This window comes from Acinetobacter sp. CY79 (assembly GCF_059515845.1).
Map to the genome: position 1 here is coordinate 14150 of NZ_JCAKMY010000003.1, position 19214 is coordinate 33363.

19 protein-coding genes are annotated in these 19214 nt (G+C 39.1%); 6 read left to right on the forward strand and 13 right to left on the reverse strand.

Going from position 1 to position 19214, the window contains the following annotated elements; all coding sequences use genetic code 11:
- Nucleotides 1–115: 115 nt before the first annotated feature.
- From vapC to acnD, 4 genes are all read right to left on the reverse strand, one after another.
- Nucleotides 116–535 carry a type II toxin-antitoxin system tRNA(fMet)-specific endonuclease VapC gene (gene vapC / locus AC5YCE_RS01710; RefSeq protein ID WP_496170689.1) on the reverse strand — a complete coding sequence of 140 codons (420 nt, stop codon included), beginning with the start codon at nucleotides 533–535 and terminating at the stop codon, nucleotides 116–118.
- The gene (locus tag AC5YCE_RS01715; protein ID WP_496170691.1) at nucleotides 535–765 is read right to left on the reverse strand and encodes an antitoxin; all 231 of its coding nucleotides are present in this window, start codon (nucleotides 763–765) and stop codon (nucleotides 535–537) included. Before AC5YCE_RS01715 ends, vapC begins: the two co-directional genes overlap by 1 nt.
- Before the next feature lie 107 nt (nucleotides 766–872).
- Nucleotides 873–1601, reverse strand: a complete 729-nt coding sequence (locus AC5YCE_RS01720; RefSeq protein ID WP_496170693.1) for a hypothetical protein — start codon at nucleotides 1599–1601, stop codon at nucleotides 873–875.
- 153 nt (nucleotides 1602–1754) lie between these two features.
- Complete coding sequence (gene acnD / locus AC5YCE_RS01725) at nucleotides 1755–4388, reverse strand: Fe/S-dependent 2-methylisocitrate dehydratase AcnD (RefSeq protein ID WP_496170695.1); 2634 nt, start codon at nucleotides 4386–4388, stop codon at nucleotides 1755–1757.
- A 255-nt stretch (nucleotides 4389–4643) separates the two neighbouring features.
- On the opposite strand from acnD, the gene ygfZ reads away from it, so the two are divergent.
- The gene (gene ygfZ, locus AC5YCE_RS01730) at nucleotides 4644–5369 is read left to right on the forward strand and encodes a CAF17-like 4Fe-4S cluster assembly/insertion protein YgfZ (RefSeq protein ID WP_496170697.1); all 726 of its coding nucleotides are present in this window, start codon (nucleotides 4644–4646) and stop codon (nucleotides 5367–5369) included.
- Nucleotides 5370–5526: 157 nt separating this feature from the next.
- On the forward strand, nucleotides 5527–6393 hold the full coding sequence (locus AC5YCE_RS01735; protein ID WP_496170699.1) for a TPM domain-containing protein: 867 nt from the start codon (nucleotides 5527–5529) through the stop codon (nucleotides 6391–6393).
- Nucleotides 6394–6483: 90 nt separating this feature from the next.
- Here the strand turns inward: AC5YCE_RS01735 and AC5YCE_RS01740 are convergent, their stop codons facing one another.
- The gene (locus AC5YCE_RS01740) at nucleotides 6484–7116 is read right to left on the reverse strand and encodes an NAD(P)H-dependent oxidoreductase (RefSeq protein ID WP_496170701.1); all 633 of its coding nucleotides are present in this window, start codon (nucleotides 7114–7116) and stop codon (nucleotides 6484–6486) included.
- 37 nt (nucleotides 7117–7153) lie between these two features.
- Nucleotides 7154–8011, reverse strand: a complete 858-nt coding sequence (locus AC5YCE_RS01745; RefSeq protein ID WP_496170703.1) for an SDR family oxidoreductase — start codon at nucleotides 8009–8011, stop codon at nucleotides 7154–7156.
- 209 nt (nucleotides 8012–8220) lie between these two features.
- On the opposite strand from AC5YCE_RS01745, the gene AC5YCE_RS01750 reads away from it, so the two are divergent.
- Complete coding sequence (locus AC5YCE_RS01750; RefSeq protein WP_496170705.1) at nucleotides 8221–8583, forward strand: winged helix-turn-helix transcriptional regulator; 363 nt, start codon at nucleotides 8221–8223, stop codon at nucleotides 8581–8583.
- A 218-nt stretch (nucleotides 8584–8801) separates the two neighbouring features.
- On the opposite strand, the gene AC5YCE_RS01755 is transcribed toward AC5YCE_RS01750, so the two are convergent.
- Complete coding sequence (locus tag AC5YCE_RS01755; protein WP_496170707.1) at nucleotides 8802–9050, reverse strand: hypothetical protein; 249 nt, start codon at nucleotides 9048–9050, stop codon at nucleotides 8802–8804.
- A gap of 313 nt (nucleotides 9051–9363) precedes the next feature.
- Here AC5YCE_RS01755 and AC5YCE_RS01760 point away from each other — a divergent pair, with 313 nt between their 5' ends.
- Nucleotides 9364–10158: a tetratricopeptide repeat protein gene (locus AC5YCE_RS01760; RefSeq protein ID WP_496170709.1), complete on the forward strand. Its 795-nt coding sequence runs from the start codon at nucleotides 9364–9366 to the stop codon at nucleotides 10156–10158.
- A 124-nt stretch (nucleotides 10159–10282) separates the two neighbouring features.
- Here AC5YCE_RS01760 and AC5YCE_RS01765 read toward each other — a convergent pair.
- The 4 genes from AC5YCE_RS01765 to AC5YCE_RS01780 form a co-directional block, all read right to left on the reverse strand.
- Nucleotides 10283–11105, reverse strand: a protein-coding gene (locus tag AC5YCE_RS01765; protein ID WP_496170711.1) for an IS5 family transposase whose coding sequence is annotated in 2 segments (ribosomal slippage) — nucleotides 10283–10726 and nucleotides 10728–11105 — 822 coding nt in all. Because the reading frame shifts where the segments join, the coding sequence is not laid out codon by codon here.
- 82 nt (nucleotides 11106–11187) lie between these two features.
- Nucleotides 11188–12108, reverse strand: a complete 921-nt coding sequence (locus tag AC5YCE_RS01770) for an AEC family transporter (protein ID WP_496170713.1) — start codon at nucleotides 12106–12108, stop codon at nucleotides 11188–11190.
- A gap of 88 nt (nucleotides 12109–12196) precedes the next feature.
- A complete protein-coding gene (locus tag AC5YCE_RS01775; RefSeq protein ID WP_496170715.1) occupies nucleotides 12197–13306 on the reverse strand; it encodes an NADH:flavin oxidoreductase/NADH oxidase in 1110 nt (369 codons plus the stop codon).
- 157 nt (nucleotides 13307–13463) lie between these two features.
- Nucleotides 13464–14726 carry a carbohydrate porin gene (locus AC5YCE_RS01780; protein ID WP_496170717.1) on the reverse strand — a complete coding sequence of 421 codons (1263 nt, stop codon included), beginning with the start codon at nucleotides 14724–14726 and terminating at the stop codon, nucleotides 13464–13466.
- 425 nt (nucleotides 14727–15151) lie between these two features.
- Between AC5YCE_RS01780 and mutM the strand changes: the two genes are divergently transcribed.
- Nucleotides 15152–16006 (forward strand): bifunctional DNA-formamidopyrimidine glycosylase/DNA-(apurinic or apyrimidinic site) lyase, encoded by an 855-nt coding sequence (gene mutM / locus AC5YCE_RS01785; RefSeq protein WP_496124390.1) that lies wholly within the window; start codon nucleotides 15152–15154, stop codon nucleotides 16004–16006.
- On the forward strand, nucleotides 16003–16284 hold the full coding sequence (locus AC5YCE_RS01790; RefSeq protein WP_496170720.1) for a peptidylprolyl isomerase: 282 nt from the start codon (nucleotides 16003–16005) through the stop codon (nucleotides 16282–16284). The genes mutM and AC5YCE_RS01790 overlap by 4 nt, the downstream gene beginning before the upstream one ends.
- Before the next feature lie 112 nt (nucleotides 16285–16396).
- Here AC5YCE_RS01790 and mscL read toward each other — a convergent pair whose 3' ends face one another.
- Nucleotides 16397–16822: a large conductance mechanosensitive channel protein MscL gene (mscL, locus tag AC5YCE_RS01795; protein ID WP_496124388.1), complete on the reverse strand. Its 426-nt coding sequence runs from the start codon at nucleotides 16820–16822 to the stop codon at nucleotides 16397–16399.
- Nucleotides 16823–17236: 414 nt separating this feature from the next.
- Nucleotides 17237–19075 carry a translational GTPase TypA gene (gene typA, locus AC5YCE_RS01800; protein WP_496124387.1) on the reverse strand — a complete coding sequence of 613 codons (1839 nt, stop codon included), beginning with the start codon at nucleotides 19073–19075 and terminating at the stop codon, nucleotides 17237–17239.
- Nucleotides 19076–19214: the final 139 nt, after the last annotated feature.

The window sequence follows — 19214 nt, forward strand, 5'->3', positions numbered from 1 at the left end:
TATTAGAAATGGTGAGTCTAATATACTCCACTCATGATGATGTTTTATTGTCCATTTCGACGGATGATGATGTCGATTGGGCGAAGTGATATTTACAATCGAAATTTTGATTGCTTTACGTAGGTTTGGTGACCCAGTTTTCGACATTTAGTCCTTCAACACGTAAGAACTCTTTTTCATTATTCGTCACCATGACCCAATTATTTGCTCTTGCATGCGCTGCTATCCATAAGTCATTGTTTCCGATAATTTGTCCTTTGGCAGTCAGATCCTTACGAATCTGTGCATAGTGCTCTGCAACGTTTTCATCTAATTCAATCACTGGAATAATTGAAACTAATTCATCTATAACACGTAAGGCTTTTGCTTTGTTTTGGCTTTTTTCTGCACCAAAACGTAATTCTCCTAATGTAATCACTGAAATTAAAATATTGCCAAGGGGTAAATGTTTTTCAAAATGCTTACGAACGATTTCAGGTTGATGTTTGGTGATGTAGATACAAATATTGGTATCCAATAAATATTGTGTTGGCATTAGAACTCTTCTCGTTCTTGCGGTAGTTCATCCACTCTTTCTTCTGCATAGAAGTCATCAGGCATTTGCGCCAAAACTTTAAACAACTGCTCTGCTGTGACTGGTTTTTCTCGCAGTATTACCTCATCGCCACGGCGGAAGATTTCGACTTCCTTGCCTTCAAAGCGAAATTCTTTTGGTAAACGAATAGCTTGGCTACGCCCTGTCATAAAAACTTTTGCGGTAGTCATACGGCGACTCCATGAGTTTTGATATATATCTTATGATAGGTATTTTTTGATTATTTTTCAACCTATAATTATGCCTTTTAACAATTTAAATTTAACATTTTTTGGAATCAAACTCTATGTTTCTGTAAGTGTTCATGAACTAGTTTTGTTACTTCTTTGAATAGTTTAGGTGTTTGTTCACCACTATAAAGTACAGTGTTTGGATTTAATCCTTTTTTAATACAGTTATAATAAAGCTCTGATTCGTAATATATTCTCCCAACAAAAAAAACTAAATGACATTTCCATTGCTCATCTTCTTCTAAGTCTTCACTAATTTTTCCGTTTTCTATTAGTAGCTCTTCAATCTTTATAGATCTAGAATTAATTATAGTCTTTAACTTTTTTTTACTTTCTTCAAGATTCCATTGATGAGCAAAATCATTTCTTATTTTTCTGAAGTTATTAAGCTCAAGTAAAATATCTTTACTAAGAAGATCGAAAATATATGCAATTTGAATTCTGTTGGAAAAACTAGATACACTCCCAAAGCCATCTAGAATAGACTTTGAACCTCCTGGAATACCTTCAGGTATAATTCTCTTAAGAAGTCTTTCAAAACACTCATCAGCAAAAGAGCACAAAATTATTGGCAAATATTTTATATCTTCTTTAAGAATCAAGCCTAAAACCTGTTTTAAATCTTTTAAATTTTCGTAATTTCCTCTATCACATTCCTCAATAAATAGTTTTATTTCATGTTTGTGAAAGCTAGTTTTATAATTTCTATATACTTGTAATCCATTTTTTTCAAAATCACTCAGTTTTAATTCATTTATATCATCATCGTAATTCATCTATAATCACTCAATATTTCTTTCAAAAAACCCTATATTAATGTGGGTTTTTTTACAACAATATCAACAACTTTAATCTCCCCTAACCCCTCTTTAAAAAAGAGGGGAACTCCCTCCTTTGAAAAAGGAGGGTTGGGGAGGATTAATAGAAAATTAAGCCACATTCCCTTCTAAGAAATCCTGTGCAAAGCGCTGTAGCACCCCACCCGCTTCATACACATGCACTTCTTCTTCGGTATCCAAACGGCAGGTGACAGGAATCTCAAGGATTTCATTTTGACCATCTTTCGTTGAACGCTCAACCACCAAAGTCAACGTCGAACGAGGCGCAATATTACCAATCACGCTATACAACTCTGTTCCATCAAAACCGAAAGTTTTACGGTCCATACCCGCTTTAAACTCAAGCGGTAACACGCCCATCCCCACAAGGTTAGTACGGTGAATACGCTCGAAACCTTCCGCGACAATCGCTTCAACCCCTGCAAGACGCACACCTTTCGCAGCCCAGTCACGGCTTGAACCTTGACCATAGTCCTTACCCGCAATGATGATCAGCGGTTGCTTACGGTTCATGTACGTCTCAATCGCTTCCCACATACGCATCACTTCGCCTTCAGGCTCTACACGCGCTTTCGAACCTTGCTTGATCGTACCGTCAGAACGAACGACCATCTCGTTGTACAATTTCGGGTTGGCAAATGTTGCACGTTGCGTAGTGAGGTGATCGCCACGATGCGTTGCATAGGAGTTAAAGTCTTCTTCAGGCAAGCCCATTTTCTTCAAGTATTCACCTGAAGCAGAATCTAAAACAATCGCATTCGATGGAGATAAATGATCGGTGGTGATGTTGTCACCCAAAATCGCAAGCGGACGCATATTGGCGAGTGTACGAGGTGCTGCAAGTGCACCTTCCCAATAAGGTGGACGACGAATATAGGTACTTTGCGGACGCCAGTCGTAAAGTGGACTGATCGCTTTTTCATTCACACCCAAATCAAACATGGGAATGTAGATTTTCTTAAATTGCTCAGGCTTCACAGCCACTTTTACCAGCGCATCAATTTCTTCATCAGACGGCCAAATGTCTTTGAGGTAAATTGGATTGCCATCTTTATCATTTCCTAATGAATCCGTTTCAATGTCAAAACGAATGGTGCCTGCAATTGCATATGCCACCACAAGCGGAGGCGATGCCAAGAATGCTTGTTTTGCATAAGGATGGATACGACCATCAAAGTTACGATTCCCCGATAACACCGCAGTTGCGTATAGGTCACGTTCAATAATTTCTTGTTGGATTTTTGGATCGAGTGCACCTGACATGCCGTTACACGTGGTACATGCATAGGCCACGATACCAAAGCCCAATTTTTCTAAATCTTTGAGTACACCTGCTTCTTCTAAGTAAAGCGCAGCTGCTTTAGACCCCGGTGCAAATGATGATTTCACCCAAGGTTTACGCACTAAGCCCAACTCGTTGGCTTTACGTGCAAGCAATCCTGCTGCAACCGTATTACGTGGGTTTGAGGTATTGGTACATGAAGTAATGGCTGCAATGATGATTGCACCATCAGGCATTAAACCTTCAGCTTCTTGAGCACGAGCCGCATCTAAATTCCCTGCAATGCCTTTGGCTTTTAAGTCAGAGGTGGACACACGTGCATGTGGGTTTGATGGACCTGCAATATTACGAGTCACAGTCGATAAATCAAAACGAAGCACACGTGGATATTGCGCCCCAGTCATGTCACTTGCCCAAAGACCAATTTCTTTGGCATAGCTTTCTACAAGTTTCACTTGCTCAGGTTCACGACCAGTCAGGGTTAAGTAATCAATGGTGTTCTGATCAATGTAGAACATCGCAGCGGTTGCGCCGTACTCTGGGGTCATGTTTGAGATCGTTGCACGATCCCCCACTGACATACTGTCCGCACCTTCACCGAAGAACTCAAGGTAAGCACCGACGACACGTTCTTTACGTAAGAACTCCGTTAAAGCCAATACGATATCGGTTGCCGTGATGCCCGGCTTACGCTGCCCCACTAACTCTACACCAATGATGTCAGGTAGACGCATCCAAGATGCACGGCCGAGCATCACATTTTCAGCCTCGAGTCCGCCGACCCCAATCGAAATCACACCAAGCGCATCGGTATGCGGGGTATGCGAATCTGTACCGACACAAGTATCTGGATACGCCACACGCTTACCATCTTTGTCCGCACGGTTTTGAATCACTGGAGACATTTTCTCCAAGTTAATTTGGTGCATGATGCCGTTACCCGCAGGGATCACATCGACATTTTCAAAGGCTGTTTTGGTCCATTCAATAAAATGAAAACGGTCTTCATTACGACGGTCTTCAATCGCACGGTTTTTCTCAAACGCATCAGGATCAAAACCACCAAACTCTACTGCGAGTGAGTGATCAACAATGAGTTGTGTTGGTACAACAGGATTGACTTTAGATGGATCACCCCCTTGTTCTGCAATCGCATCACGTAAGCCTGCAAGGTCAACAAGTGCGGTTTGACCTAGAATGTCATGACACACGACACGCGCTGGATACCATGGAAAATCGTGGTCTTGTTTCGAGTAAATCAGTTCTTTTAAAGATTGCTCTAAAATGGCAGGATCACAACGGCGTACCAATTGTTCAGCCAAGACTTTTGAGGTGTATGGAAGTTTCGCATATGCGCCTGGCTGAATATCTTCAACGGCTTGACGCACGTCATAGTATTCAAGCTGGGTACCCTGCAGTGGTTTACGATAATTGTTATTCATTGCTTACCTGCCTTATCACTTTTCTAGCTATCTTTCTTTTCGATTGGAATCAATCAAGTTTTAGGCATTGTACGCTGTCAAAAGTCCATTTCCCAAATTTTATATATTTCATATAGTTAAGTATAAAAATCAGGGTTTTTGAAATAATTAGTTACAGAAATCTTAGTATAAATGCTCTAAATGTGCTTTTTTGCTGAAAATAGTGGAAAATTAGGATAATTCTTTAGTATTAGACTTGATTCGTGAGATGAATAAATGAGCAATTTAGCTTTCTCCTCATTCACCTTAAATGGTGTAGATGCACAAAAATTCCTTCAAGGTCAGGTGACTTTACACGTTGAACGCCTTGAAGAAAATCTCACCCGCTATACCGCGATCTGCGATTTAAAAGGTCGTATTCATTTCGGTTTATGGTTAACTAAGTTAAATTCAGAAAGCTTTGAGATTGTGACCACTGCCGATCAAGCTGAAGAATTTGCCAAGCACATTAAAAAGTTTGGTGCTTTCTCAAAAATGAAGCTTGAAGAAACAGGTCAGGTTTATCCAACGCTCAATGATGGCATTACCACTTTTTCTACCGATGTAACCGATGTTCATGCTTGGGAAGTTCAAGCCATTCAAAACGGTCAAGCTTATATCAATCAAGCGATTGAGCATGTATTCCAACCTCAAGAATTGCGTTTGCATCAACGTGAAGGCGTTCACTATGACAAAGGCTGTTACTTGGGTCAGGAAGTCATTGCTCGTTTATGGTTTAAAGCAAAGCCAAAAGCATGGTTACATGCGATTCAAGGCACAGGGACTGCCCCTGCTCAAGCCGAACAACTCCATGCTCATGTTCAGGTGGTGAATAGCACAGCGATTGACAATGGTTATGTCGCACTGGTGGTGGCACGCCCTGATGCATTGGCTGAATTAAGTGATATTACAGTTTTAGACTTACCAGAATACTTAAATGGTGATGTAGCTCGTCCTAATTGATCATTGCAAATTTGAAAATAAAGCCAAATAACAAAAGTTGTTTGGCTTTTTTATTTCAGCAAATTAAAATCAAAACATATTAAGAAAAAGATTTATAAAAATAATGTTTTCCAATGCCTCGTCTCACCATTTTATAGTTCGTTTTTTTGTCCTTTTGTTGAGTCTCATCAGTACTACATTAACTTATGCCGAGATTAATTCTTCAGTATTAGAACAACTTAAAAAAGACCACATCGTTGACACAACACAAACGCTCACCATTGATCAAATCCAACACCTTCAACAGCAAAATGAACTACTTTATAAAGAAAAAAATATCGATTTTAAAATTTTAATGATTCCCACAACAGATAATGAATCTGTCGAACAATATGCGCTTGATATTTTTAATACGCTCAAAATTGGCAATGAAAAACTCGATAATGGGTTATTACTGGTAATCGCCAAAGATGAGCGCAAGATGCGTTTTGAGGTGGGGTATGGTTTGGAAGGAGAACTGACGGATATCGAGGCAGGACGAATCATTCGACACGATCTTGCACCCTATTTTCAACAGCACCAATATTACGATGGTATCCAAATCGCGATGAATTCGGTGTTCAGAAGTGTTTCTAGTTTAAATAAAAACAACGATTTATCACACACAGAAAATGAAGTGGAATTGAATGCAGATGAAGAGTATTCATTGGGCACAATGATTTTGATTCTCATACTTTATGGCATCAGTGGCTTAATCTGTGCGATTCCCTTTCTGCTGCTGTTCTTATATTTTAGAAACAGCAACAAAGCCAAGACGCCACTACCTGAGATCGTGATCGGTACGGATGGTAAGCAATATATAAGAGTCAAAAAAAACCGTGAACGTCCCTTTGAACCATATAGCAAACTGACCGCCCCAAAAGAGCAAAAATCATCTTCAGGTTCAACATTCAATCTTAATCCCTCTTCATCCTCAAAAGCGTCCTCAACTCCACGTGATTCAGGCGGAAGCTCTGGCGGTGGCGGTGCTTCAGGTTCATGGTAGATTTAATTAAAAAAAACCTAGCATACTGAGCATATAGAAGAAAAAAGACCACATTCATGTGGTCTTTTTTCTTCTCAACAACACCTAATACTATTGAATATCGGTCACAAATTCTTCTTTAGAAATACGGAATTTCTTTAAACCCAATAACCAATCTTTTTCAGGATTCCGACGACCTAAAGCCAATAAAACCACTGATTTTAAGCCTTTTTCTTTTAAGCCTAATAGTTCATCCAACCCATCTTTATCAAAGCCTTCCATCGGTGTTGCATCTACACCCAATTCTGCCGCAGCCGCAATCGCCATACCAAACCCAATATGCGCTTGCTTCGCTGTATGGTGATATTGCTGTTCATCCGTAAATGTGGCAAATAAGGTTTTTAAATTTTGTACCACATCCATGGTCGTATCTAAAGGCAAATTCCGTTCGCGGTTCATTGAATTATAGCGTTCATCAATACGCTCATCTGGAATCGTGTCCCATGAGGTAAATACCAATAAATGCGAGGATTGCGTAATTTGAGGTTGGTTTAAAGCAACTGGAGCGATTTTTTCTTTCAGTTCTTGGTTACTAATAGAGATAATATGGAAAGGTTGCAAACCTGCCGATGTCGGTGCTAACCGTGCAGCTTCTAAAATCTGATCCACGATCTCTTGTGGTAATTTCTCACCAGTCATTTGTTTGGTAGCGTAGCGCCAGTTAAGTGCTTCAATCAGTTTCATTTTTTCTTCCTATTTTGATTCAATTTGCTTCATATACTTAAGCGTAAACTTGGCTTAAATAGTCTTTTAAAGGGGCAGTTTTTCGACCTAAAAGTTTTTCTAAATCAGTACTTGCGACTTCATATTGATGATTGGCAATATCCACTACAGTGCCGTGTGTAAGGTAAATCAGAAAGTCAGGTAATCCGATCTTTTGTAAAAGTTCACGATAGTTTTGGACAGGTAAATCTTGATAAGAGACAGTTGTTTGCTTCATTTCTTCTAAAAGATCAGCAATGTCTTGATAGCTATAGGCTTGACTGCCGACTAAATTGTAGATTTGATTTTCATGTCCCGTTTGATGCAATAGATTTGCAATGGCTTCACCCAGTTCTGCACGCGTGACATAAGGGACTTTGCCTTCACCTCCTGCAACGGAAATTCCTGTTTTTACAGCGTTTTCCCCAATAATTTGTGGAATTGCCTCTGCATACATTGTATTTCGTGCAAAGGTATACAAAAGTCCACTTTCACGAATGTAATCTTCAGTTTCAAAGTGACTGATCATCAAATCTTTTATGGCTGAAGTTTGTATATCTTGTATCGCTAAACCTGTATAAATAATATGCCGAACGCCAGCTTGCTTGGCAGCATCGACTACATTTTTATGTTGTTGCAAGCGGTTCATATCCATGGTTGAAATGAGAAGTAATTTGCTCACCCCCGCAAATGCTTTGACCAAATTTTCTGGTTCATCAAAATCGCCCAAGCGTACTTCTATGCCTTGTTCGACATAGGCTTGTGCTTTATCAGTATTGCGTGCCAATACAGCAAATTGGTCTAAGCTCAAATGTTGTTTCAAATGTGAGACCACATGCTCACCTAAGTTACCTGTCGCACCCGTGACTAAAATCATTGTTTTCACCTATCATTCTTGTGTTGATCGATCTGCTGGATTTAATATCTATACAGATCTAGATCGATCATTTAAAAGTTAGGCTTAGTTATAAGAATTTTATGGAGCATATTCACTATACAAAAGTATAGTGCTTTAAACGCGTTTTATTCTTAGCGTATACGACATAATCATCCGTTTATAATCTATTGATTCAAAAGAATTATGATATGAATGAAAATAACCTTAAATTAGAAGATGAATGCAATGTTGCCTTTATCGTTGCCTTGAAAAACGCCACCAATGTGATCAATGGCAAATGGAAATTGGCGATTGTTGCTACCATGATTAAGCAACCTCGACGCTTCAATGATATAGAACGTTTGCTCCAAGGCATTACCCCCCGGATGATCTCTAAAGAACTCAAAGAATTAGAATTAAACGACGTGGTCATGAAAATAGAAATGAATGAAGTGGGTACAGGACGAAAGATTGCGATGTACGATTTAACCCCTTCAGGCAGAGCGCTAGAAGGTTTAATGGTACAAATGGCAACGTGGGGACAATTACATCGTGAAAGACAATCACCATAAATCATCTAAGTCTTTATTCTTGATGATCAATCACAGCCAAACAATCATTAAATGATAAAAAACCTAAATGGGTAAACTCCACGTATACCGTAACTCAAATTTTAACGTTTTAACCAACGCCGTAACCCACGTTTTAAAGCTTTTAATTTGATTGATTCAATCCAGTTTAGTTCAATCTAAGTGGAAGGCTTTTGTGCATACCAAAAGCCTAAAAATATTTAATTAAAGTCGTGGAATAATTTATTCATATCTTTCACAACATAATCTTTAAAATGATATGCACGCGCATGCTTTGCATCAAATTTGGCTTCAGCATCGCCGTTTTTGAAAACATAGACACGATCATCTTTACTGACCAAATACTCAGCACCAAGCTTCATTAAAAGCGCATCAATTTTTTCTTCATCAGGAATCGAATCATCTTCAAGAACTTTTAAATAATTACGTTTAATGCCTTTTACAAACATGGTTTTCTCACAAGCGATACAGACGGGTATTTAAACAGACTCAACACCTGAAACCTAGCCTAAAAACATTAAATAATGACCGAATAATCAACTGCATCGGATTCATTTAAAACATCATCGAGTAAGATAAATGCTGAGTACATACAAAAATGAGCGCACAAATATGAATAGAATGCGTCAATTTAGGTACATTTTCTATATTTACATTCACACAATAGCGACTATGATAAAAATGTAATTTAGAAACCTCTTTTCATTGAATAAATGGATTTAGAAACAATTGTTGTAGAAAGCCAAGTATAAAGGTCAAAAAATGAAAAAAATTCTATGTGGAGCATTGCTTGCGGTATCAAGCACGTTTGCGATGGCAAATACACCTGTTGTAGATCCACAATTTGCAAAAATTGAAACCCTCATCAAAGCCAATAATTTTGAACAGGCTTATAAAGAACTTGAAACACTTTCTAAAGCTGGAAATGGTCAAGCCACGTATAATTTAGGCTATTTAACTCAAACGGGTAAAGGCACCAAGCAAGATTCTAAAAAAGCTGTGGCACTCTATGATCAAGCAGGTCAACAAGGCTATGCTTTGGCAAACTATATCTTGTCACAAGGGTATGCAGCGGGTAGTTTAGGTTTGACAAAGAATCCAGCCAAAGCTACTGAATATCTAGACAAAGCAGCCAAACAAGGTTTTGAAGAAGCGATTGTAGAACAAGCGGTCATTTTATTTGCTCAAGGTAAACCTGAAACGGATAAGCAAGCCTTACAAAAACTTGATCCTTTAATCAAAAAAGGCAGTTATTCAGCACTGTACTCAAAAGCGATCTATGATTTATCTGTCGCTGCGAAAACCAACAATCGTGCTTTAGGCGATAAAGCGCTTAACTCGATTTCATCCTTAGCACAAAAGAACTTTATCCCTGCGCTGTTGTCGGTTGCGAATATGTATGCCAATGGTGATATCGTGACGCAAAACCTACCTGAAGCGAAGAAAATTTTTACTGCTTTAGCACAACAGAACGTGCCTACGGCAAAAGAAAAATTAGACATTGTAAATAAAGCGATTGCTGAAAAAGCCAAGAATTCACCGAAAGCCAAGTCTTAATTTAAACCATAAATTTCGATATTTATTTTTAAGTTGAATAAAAACTCCATCTATCGTTGATGGAGTTTTTTTAATGGTATCTTTTAAAAGTCTGATTTAAATAATAGACCTCTTGCGAAAGTCATTATTGCAAGTTTATCCGGTTTACCAGTGCAGCGATTAAGCTAATGCGTAAACCGAATCGCTTGCGTCTATTTCGGTAGCGTTCACTCAATATTCTAAATGTTTTCAATTGACGATTGATGTGTTCAATCACAATTCGTATTTCTCCAATCATTTTATTGTACTTTTTCTCAATATCAGATAAGGCAAAATTCTTCTTTTTCTTAATAGGAGTCAATAGCTTAAATCCACGCTCCTCTAGTCCATGATACCCTAAATCAGTAATCACATATTCACAATGCTTGAATTTTGCAATCGTTTTTCTTGCCAATTTAATGTCATGTTGACTACCGCTTGATAGATCTAGACCTATGATTTGTTTGCTCTTTGGATGATAGATCACTTGTGCTTTGAGCGTATGTTTCTTCTTTTTACCACTGTAAAACTTACTCTGATTTTTTTTGGGGACGTTCTATTGAACATTCTGTTGCATCAATAATAACCCAATTAAAGTGTTCATCTGCTGTGGTGATAGATCGTTTTGGAAGCGTAAAACGCCTTGATTTCATCAACGCATCCTCAACCTTTTTTATGGTTCGATTCACGTTACTCTCAGCAATATGATAATGCGCCGCCAATTCTAGCTGAGTGTTGTAGTTTCTTAAGTAATTGAGCGTTAACAACAATTGATCCTCAAGCGCTAATGTATGAGGACGCCCTGATTTCTTTTTAAGTGATTCTGCTTTTGCTAAAACCTCGACCATTTCGGTAAAAACTTGCCGAGGTACGCCAACCAAGCGTTTGAATTCAGAATCTGAAAAATGGTTTAATTTCTGATATCTCATGACATTTATATGGGGATAGTTTTTACTTTCGCAAGAGGTCTAATGATATAACTCAATCCATATAATCATCAAATCAATGCCATTAGATCAATGCAATAATCCCACTGGTCATAGCAAAACCGACAATAGTACTCATTAACAATGGGGTCATGGCTTTATCATCTAGCCCATATGCTTGACCCAACATACCAAAAATAGTCGGCATCGGCAAAGCAGCAATAATGGTTCCTGCATAAATCATCTCTTCACTGGCATCAGTCAGATAACTTAATCCCAAAAATACCAATAGTGGCATGACGATATTATTTGAAAATACCAAATAAAAAGTTTGTGCATTGACGTATTTTAGGGTCATCCCGACAATCCCACCACCGATACTAAATAATGCAAGAGGAGAAGCCGCCTGCCCAAGTAAGGTCAGAGATTGATCGATCAGTAAAGGGATTTTAAAGTCTAAAATTGACAAAGAAATACCGAGTACCACACTCATAAACAGCGGATTTTTGAGCAGCGTATTCATCATTTCCTTGATAATTTTGAGCACGGAAACATTGGTCTTACTATTCATCTCCGCCAAAATCAGTACCACAGGAATCAACACTACACTTTCTAAAATGACCACCAATGAAATATAGGTCATGCCTTTTTGACCCATTAATAATGTCAGCACCGCCGTTCCAATGAGACCAGTATTTGACATACACGCACCCAATGATAATACGGCAGCATGGCTAGAATTGTTTTGATAAACCCGTGTGACGACAAAATAAGCAGTTATAAAAAGTGCCGTTGTTGCTAGGCTATACACCCAAAAAAACTGGGGTAACCATATTTCATGTAAGTCTTTCCCAGCAAGTGAGTGAAGTAAAAGCGCAGGCAGTGCAATTCTAATCACAAAAGCACCCACTGCTTTCACTTGCTCTTGGGTCAGCAAATTTAATTTTACAGTGCAGTAACCAAGCGCCAATAAAAAGAAGATGGGTACAATGACCTGAAATATCATTACGACATGTCCAACATGCACAAAAGCCTTATTTCTGTGGTTGATTCATCACATCAGAAATAAGGCGAGTGTCTAAAATAGAAAAGAATCAAAATGCTTTAAAGCGTGATTTTACGCCATGCGGCTGACAACGCAAGTATTGAGGACTGATGGCGATTTCATCACCTAATGCAACTGCTGCATGCCAAGGCCAACGAGGCTCATATAAAATGGCTCTTGCGATTGCAATGGCATCCGCTTGTTGACTTTGTAGAATGCCTTCCGCTTGCTGAGGCTCAGTAATCAATCCCACAGCAATCACAGGTATAGTGACATTCTTTTTAATTGCCTCTGCAAATGGAACTTGATATCCCGCACCAATTTGAATGTTTTGCTGTTCATGTAATCCACCGCTCGACACATGGATATATACCACCCCCAGTTGCTCTAAGGCTTTTGATAAGCCAATACTCGACTCGATATCCCAACTCTCTGTATGTTCCATCCAATCAGTTGCAGAAATGCGTATGCCTACTGGATAATCTTCGGGTACTGCATTTTGGATGGCTTGTACGACTTCTAAGGTTAGACGTATCCGATTTTCAAAACTTCCACCATATTCATCTGTACGTTGATTGGATAAAGGTGACATAAATTGGTGTAGCAGATAGCCATGCGCTGCATGGATTTCAATGAGATCAAAACCAGCATCTACAGCTCTAACTGCCGCAGCAGCAAAGTCGTTGATCAGTTTTTGAATTTCATCGATGGTGAGTTCATGAGGGGCTAAATCTTGCGATCCAAAAGGAATAGCGCTAGCAGAAACCGTTTGCCATCCTTGTTCATGTTCAGGTGGTAATTGACCTCGCCCTAACCAAGGACGATCTGTTGATGCCTTACGTCCTGCATGTGCCAATTGAATTCCAAATGGCATAGGAGATAATGATTTCACTTTGCTGAGCAACGCTTTGATTTGAGCACGTTGTAAGTCACTCCATAAACCCAAGTCTGCGTAACTGATACGCCCTTCAGCCTGAACTGCTGTGGCTTCAATAATACACATTCCCGCACCAGATAAAGCATAATTCGCCCACTGCTGTTCATGCCAGTAGCTCAATTTTCCTGGCTCATTGGCTGAATACTGACACATTGGTGCAATGATAATTTTATTACTGAGGCTCAACGACCCAAAGCGTATCGATTGAAATAATTGTGACATCTGTACTCTCCTTGTGCGAACTCACAGCTATAGCAAACAATCAGGATGAATTTCAACCTTGTTATCAATAAAAAACAGGTTCTACTGAACCTGTTTTTTATTGTTTGTTCGCTAAATAGAAATCAGTAAACCACTTTCTATTTGGAGATCATCACGCTTAGAAAATAACGCGAGTCCCTAAACCAAGAACCAATGCATTGTCTACACGATTAGTTGAACCCGAATTAATCACATATTGAACATTTGGACGTAACATTAACCACTTGGTCGGATTATAGCTATAGTTTAACTCGACGTTATATTCTGCACTTGCGTCAAATATATTTTGATTCAAACGATTATTGACATGCACACGGTTAACAGCTAAACCCAGAATGTCGTTAGGTTGAGACTGTATTAAACCAATATATTTCACACCCAGCTGTTGAGAATTATCCACTTTATTGGTGGTACGATCATGCCAAGTAAAGTTCGCAAATGAATGTAAACCTTGACGACCTGAACCTGTTGAAGTGAGTTGTTGCTCTACCGCTAACCAACCTGCAAAAGTACGATCTTCAGCTTCACCACTGATAATATCTTTTTGATTTTTAGCATCATCAGCCGTGTTATACATACCACCAACACGGTAGCTCCCTGGTAAATCATTCAACCATGATTTTGGTGTCCAAACGACTTCTACTGGAATGGTTACACCATCTGCATGATCCGTGTCCAGACTCCACCCCTGACCTTCTGCTGCTCCATTTCCATTATCAGGGTTAAATTCATAAACACCCACTTGTACTGCAAGTTCTGGGTTGAGTTGCTGTTTCACACGTGCTCCCCACTGAGCCACAGGGGTGTTCATCCAAATGTTGCCTTGCCACTTACCCATCTGAGCAGCACAGAATGCAGTACTTGCAAAATCACAAGCCATCACATTAAAGTCCATACCAAGACCCAAGCGTCCCGCTTTAATGCTTAAACCCTGATCTTTAAAATTCTTTTCAATCGAAAGCTCAGTTAAACGGCTGTCTTGGTTACCACGCCCGAAAGTGCCTTGAGCATTTGCCATCTGCGGAGCAAGCGGATCTTGAAGATCACGAACTGAAGTACTCTGACCTTGACGTGCTGTCATCACAGCTCGCACAGTCACTCCATCCCAACCTGCAAGTTTTTCTAAATCAAGTTGTGTGCCTAACCAAAACTGTGCAGAGGTATTTGGACTCTCGCCTGAATCACGACCACCATCCGCAAGATAAGCTGTATCGGTCAAAGCATTGGCTTCAAACTTAATCCCTTGTTGTGCGAGTTCAGTACGCTTTCCATCCCAATCGCCAAATAGATATTGTCCTTTAGGATCGAATGCTTGTTCTGCATGTACTTGCGTCATTGCAACCATCATCAATGGTAAAATAGCGAGATTTAATTTTTTCATTACAATAACCTAAAACAACAACTGGAAAGAGAGAGCGACTTTTGAGTCAGTGCATTGGAGTTAAGCACAATGACTTATCCCAATATTCATGAGAAAGTTAACGATTTTTTAATGAATCGTCTCAGCAAAATTTTTATTATTTATCAAACTTTTTTTTATGAATTAATTTTTAAGTATAATTTTTTATTTAAATTAAAATATTTTATAATATTAAACAGAGACTTGAGTAAAAAAATAATTCATAGCATCTATACTTTACATTCGAAATATTGAGCTATATCGACCAAAGTTTACAGTTAGATGCATCATTTCATTATCAATTCCAGCCTTTCATAAAGCACTACAATTCTGAACAAATGTTCAAGACTTGTATTCTTCTTTAAACAACCCAATATTAAACCCATTCTATTTTCACATTGATTCACATGCCCGAATTACCCGAAGTCGAAACCACCAAAACCAGTTTGACGCCGTTAATTGATCAAACAGTTCAATCCGTACAGGTTTATCAATCCAGTTTACGATGGCCAATTCCTGACGATATTCAAAAACTTCAAGGTCAAAAGTTGCTGAACTTAACACGTCGTTCAAAGTATATTTTGGCTCAGTTTGAACACGACACCATGCTATGGCACTTGGGAATGTCAGGCAGTTTCAGACTATGTGATTCTCACGATGAATTACGCAAGCATGATCATTTGGTCATTCAGTTTGATGATATTCAGCTTCGCTATCATGATCCTCGTCGTTTTGGCTGTATTCTTTGGCTTGATGAATACTCTCAGACCAAACTCATCGACACGCTTGGCCCTGAACCCCTCAGTGATGCATTTAATGCAGACTATCTCGCTTCAAAATTTAAGAACAAAAATGTGGGTGCCAAAGTGGCGATTATGGACAATCATATTGTTGTCGGTGTGGGGAATATCTATGCCACTGAAAGCCTATTCAATTTAGGTATTCATCCCGCACAACCTGCTTCGAGTTTGAGTCGAGATCAAATTGAAAAATTGGTCATTGAAGTAAAACGGATTCTCAAACAGGCGATAGACTTAGGTGGTTCGACACTACGTGACTATACCAATGCGATGGGTGAAAATGGTTATTTCCAACAAACCTTATTGGCATATGGTCGTTCAGGTGAAATGTGTGTCAACTGCGAAACCACTTTAGAAAACCTAAAACTGGGTCAACGCGCTTCTGTATTCTGTCCACAGTGCCAACCACTCAAAAAGGTTAAAATAGCTGTGAAGAAATCTCCCAAAGGAAGCAAAGCATGAAATCTGCCATCGTTCGACATATTTTGGTTAAAGACAAAGAGTTATGCGAACAACTGAAGAAAAAAATCAAAGCAGGTTCAGACTTTGCAAGGATAGCAAAACAACATTCGACCTGTCCTTCTGGTAAAAAAGGGGGTGAATTGGGCGAGATTAAAAAAGGACAACTCGTCACACCGATTGATAAAGCCGTTTTCACCCTACCTGAGCGTGAACTACATGGCCCAATCAAAAGTCAGTTTGGTTGGCACCTTTTAGAAATTAAATTTCGAATGGATTAATCCTCTACATTTGAAGTCATTTACAATCTCAAATCCTAAACATCTGTTTTGTTAGGTTAGATTTAAGACATAAAAAACGGCGCTAGATGCGCCGTTTTATGGATTAAATCAATTAACCTTTACGTTTTAATTCATCACGAATTTCACGTAATAATGCAATATCCTCAGGGGTTGCTGCTGGTGCTGCTTCTTCAGTTTTACGAACGCGGTTCAACACTTTAACCAATAAGAACACTACCCATGCCAGAATCAGAAAGTTTAAGAAGACGGTTAAGAAACTACCATAGGTTAAAACATTCACACCAGCTTTGGTTAGCTCATCCAGAGACGTTAAATTATTTGGATTATCTCCCAACACAAAGAACTTTTGAGTGAAATCAACACCACCGCCTGTGATCACAGTGATTAAAGGCATAATAATGTCTTTAACCAATGAATCAATGATTTTACCAAAAGCACCACCAATGATGACACCAATAGCTAAATCCATCATATTGCCTTTCACAGCAAACTCTTTAAATTCTTGAACAATGCTCATTAAATACTCCAAATATGTGATTATTTTATTATAGGGCGTAGTTTAGATTAATCTACTTTCTACATTTCCGACTAATTTACTCGTTTTTTTTAAAAAACCAATATCCATTTATCAAAATACACAATTAAATGTGCTTTATGTATGCATTTCAAAGCATCAAACTGCAATTTGACCTCTCTAAATGATCATAACAGTCTAACATTGAATATTTTGCTCTCTAGACACCCAGTTTTTATTGAACTCTTAAATTCAAATCGTCCAATACTTTTGTTTGACTGCAAATTTCAATATCTTTCAATTCGTCTGATCTCGTACAAGTTGATCGTAAAAACTCCTAGCCAAAAATTATAGTCAAAAAAAACCGCTAACATTCGTTAGCGGTTTTTAAGCAAATGATTCACCTATACAGGGAAATTATTTACCAGAACGGTTACGTTTACGTTCGTTTTCAGTCAAGTAACGCTTACGGATACGGATTGACTTCGGTGTTACTTCAACGAGTTCATCATCTTCAATGAATTCTAGTGCTTGTTCAAGCGTGTATTCGATTGCAGGAACAAGTGTTAGTGCTTCATCAGTACCAGATGCACGTACGTTGGTTAACTGTTTTGCCTTAGTTGGGTTAACAGTCATATCGTCAGAACGTGAGTTAATACCAATGATCATACCTTCGTAAACTTCTAACTGAGGTTTAGCGAATAGACGACCACGGTCTTGCAGTGTAAACAATGCATAGCCCAAGCAAGTCCCTTGAACCATAGAAATCAATACACCGTTTTGACGTTTCGCAACAGTACCTTGTTTCATTGGACCGTAATGCGAGAAGCTAGACGTCATGATCCCTGTACCAGAAGTCATGGTCAAGAATTCAGAACGGAAACCAATTAAGCCACGTGAAGGAACAGTTGCTTCAATACGGATACGGCCTTTACCGTCAACTTCCATATTGGTCATTTCGCCTTTACGGTGACCCATTTGTTCCATAACAGAACCTTGGTGTTGTTCTTCAACGTCAAAGGTTACGTTTTCATATGGTTCTTGTTTAACACCGTCAACTTCTTTCAAGATTACTTGTGGACGAGATACGCCCATTTCGAAACCTTCACGACGCATGTTTTCAATCAGAACTGAAAGGTGAAGTTCACCACGACCAGATACTTTGAAACGGTCTGGAGAATCTGTGTCTTCAACACGTAATGCTACGTTATGGATCAATTCGCGATCTAGACGCTCACGGATATTACGTGAAGTCACGAATTTACCTTCTTTACCCGCAAACGGTGAGTTGTTTACTTGGAAAGTCATGGTTACTGTAGGTTCATCTACAGAAAGCGGTGGAAGTGCTTCAACATTTTTAGGATCACAAATCGTGTCAGAAATGTTAAGCGCATCGATACCTGTAATACATACGATATCACCTGCATTTGCTTCTTCAATATCAACGCGATCTAGACCATGGTAACCCATGATTTTTAAGATACGACCGTTACGTGTTTTACCTTCTTTGTCGATCACAGTCACTTGTGTGTTCAATTTTACTGAACCACGTTGGATACGACCAATACCGATAACACCAACGAAGCTGTTATAGTCAAGTGAAGACACTTGCATTTGGAACGGGCCGTCAACATCAACTTTTGGTGGCTCAACGATATCAACGATTGTTTGGAACAATGGCGTCATATCTTCAGCTAATTCTTCTGGAGAAGGACCAGCAACACCACGAAGACCAGATGCATAAACGATTGGGAAGTCTAACTGTTCGTCAGAACCACCTAAGTTATCAAACAAATCGAAAACTTGGTCAATGACCCAATCTGGACGCGCGCTTGGCTTGTCTACTTTGTTAATAATAACGATTGGTTTCAAACCACGTGCGAACGCTTTTTGCGTTACGAAACGAGTTTGTGGCATAGGACCTTCTTGAGAATCGACAAGAAGAAGTACGCAGTCAACCATCGACATTACACGTTCAACTTCACCACCGAAGTCAGCATGTCCTGGGGTGTCCACAATGTTAATGCGGTATTCAGTGTTCGTACGTGCATCAGTCCACTTAATTGCAGTGTTTTTTGCAAGAATGGTAATACCACGTTCGCTTTCAATAGCGCCCGAATCCATCACACGCTCGATCTCACCCGCGCGATCGCCGAGAGCACCTGATTGCTGCAAAAGTTTGTCTACAAGAGTTGTTTTACCATGATCGACGTGCGCAATAATGGCGATGTTACGGAGAGTTTTAATATCTGACATGTATATTCAATGCGTATTTAATTTGAGGGCAAATTATACAGAAAAAACTCAGCTTTTAGTAGTGACAGTTTATTGACAATGTCGATTTTTTTTGACAAATCTATGACATTTGGTTTTATAAAGCCGTTTATCTCGATTA

What these genes read in the sequence shown, in the direction of transcription:
- vapC (WP_496170689.1), bottom strand. Translation starts at nt 535, where the DNA reads ATGCCAACACAATATTTATTGGATACCAATATTTGTATCTACATCACC.
- AC5YCE_RS01715 (WP_496170691.1), bottom strand. Translation starts at nt 765, where the DNA reads ATGACTACCGCAAAAGTTTTTATGACAGGGCGTAGCCAAGCTATTCGT.
- AC5YCE_RS01720 (WP_496170693.1), bottom strand. Translation starts at nt 1,601, where the DNA reads ATGAATTACGATGATGATATAAATGAATTAAAACTGAGTGATTTTGAA.
- acnD (WP_496170695.1), bottom strand. Translation starts at nt 4,388, where the DNA reads ATGAATAACAATTATCGTAAACCACTGCAGGGTACCCAGCTTGAATAC.
- ygfZ (WP_496170697.1), top strand. Translation starts at nt 4,644, where the DNA reads ATGAGCAATTTAGCTTTCTCCTCATTCACCTTAAATGGTGTAGATGCA.
- AC5YCE_RS01740 (WP_496170701.1), bottom strand. Translation starts at nt 7,116, where the DNA reads ATGAAACTGATTGAAGCACTTAACTGGCGCTACGCTACCAAACAAATG.
- AC5YCE_RS01745 (WP_496170703.1), bottom strand. Translation starts at nt 8,011, where the DNA reads ATGATTTTAGTCACGGGTGCGACAGGTAACTTAGGTGAGCATGTGGTC.
- AC5YCE_RS01750 (WP_496170705.1), top strand. Translation starts at nt 8,221, where the DNA reads ATGAATGAAAATAACCTTAAATTAGAAGATGAATGCAATGTTGCCTTT.
- AC5YCE_RS01755 (WP_496170707.1), bottom strand. Translation starts at nt 9,050, where the DNA reads ATGTTTGTAAAAGGCATTAAACGTAATTATTTAAAAGTTCTTGAAGAT.
- AC5YCE_RS01760 (WP_496170709.1), top strand. Translation starts at nt 9,364, where the DNA reads ATGAAAAAAATTCTATGTGGAGCATTGCTTGCGGTATCAAGCACGTTT.
- AC5YCE_RS01770 (WP_496170713.1), bottom strand. Translation starts at nt 12,108, where the DNA reads ATGATATTTCAGGTCATTGTACCCATCTTCTTTTTATTGGCGCTTGGT.
- AC5YCE_RS01775 (WP_496170715.1), bottom strand. Translation starts at nt 13,306, where the DNA reads ATGTCACAATTATTTCAATCGATACGCTTTGGGTCGTTGAGCCTCAGT.
- AC5YCE_RS01780 (WP_496170717.1), bottom strand. Translation starts at nt 14,726, where the DNA reads ATGAAAAAATTAAATCTCGCTATTTTACCATTGATGATGGTTGCAATG.
- mutM (WP_496124390.1), top strand. Translation starts at nt 15,152, where the DNA reads ATGCCCGAATTACCCGAAGTCGAAACCACCAAAACCAGTTTGACGCCG.
- AC5YCE_RS01790 (WP_496170720.1), top strand. Translation starts at nt 16,003, where the DNA reads ATGAAATCTGCCATCGTTCGACATATTTTGGTTAAAGACAAAGAGTTA.
- mscL (WP_496124388.1), bottom strand. Translation starts at nt 16,822, where the DNA reads ATGAGCATTGTTCAAGAATTTAAAGAGTTTGCTGTGAAAGGCAATATG.
- typA (WP_496124387.1), bottom strand. Translation starts at nt 19,075, where the DNA reads ATGTCAGATATTAAAACTCTCCGTAACATCGCCATTATTGCGCACGTC.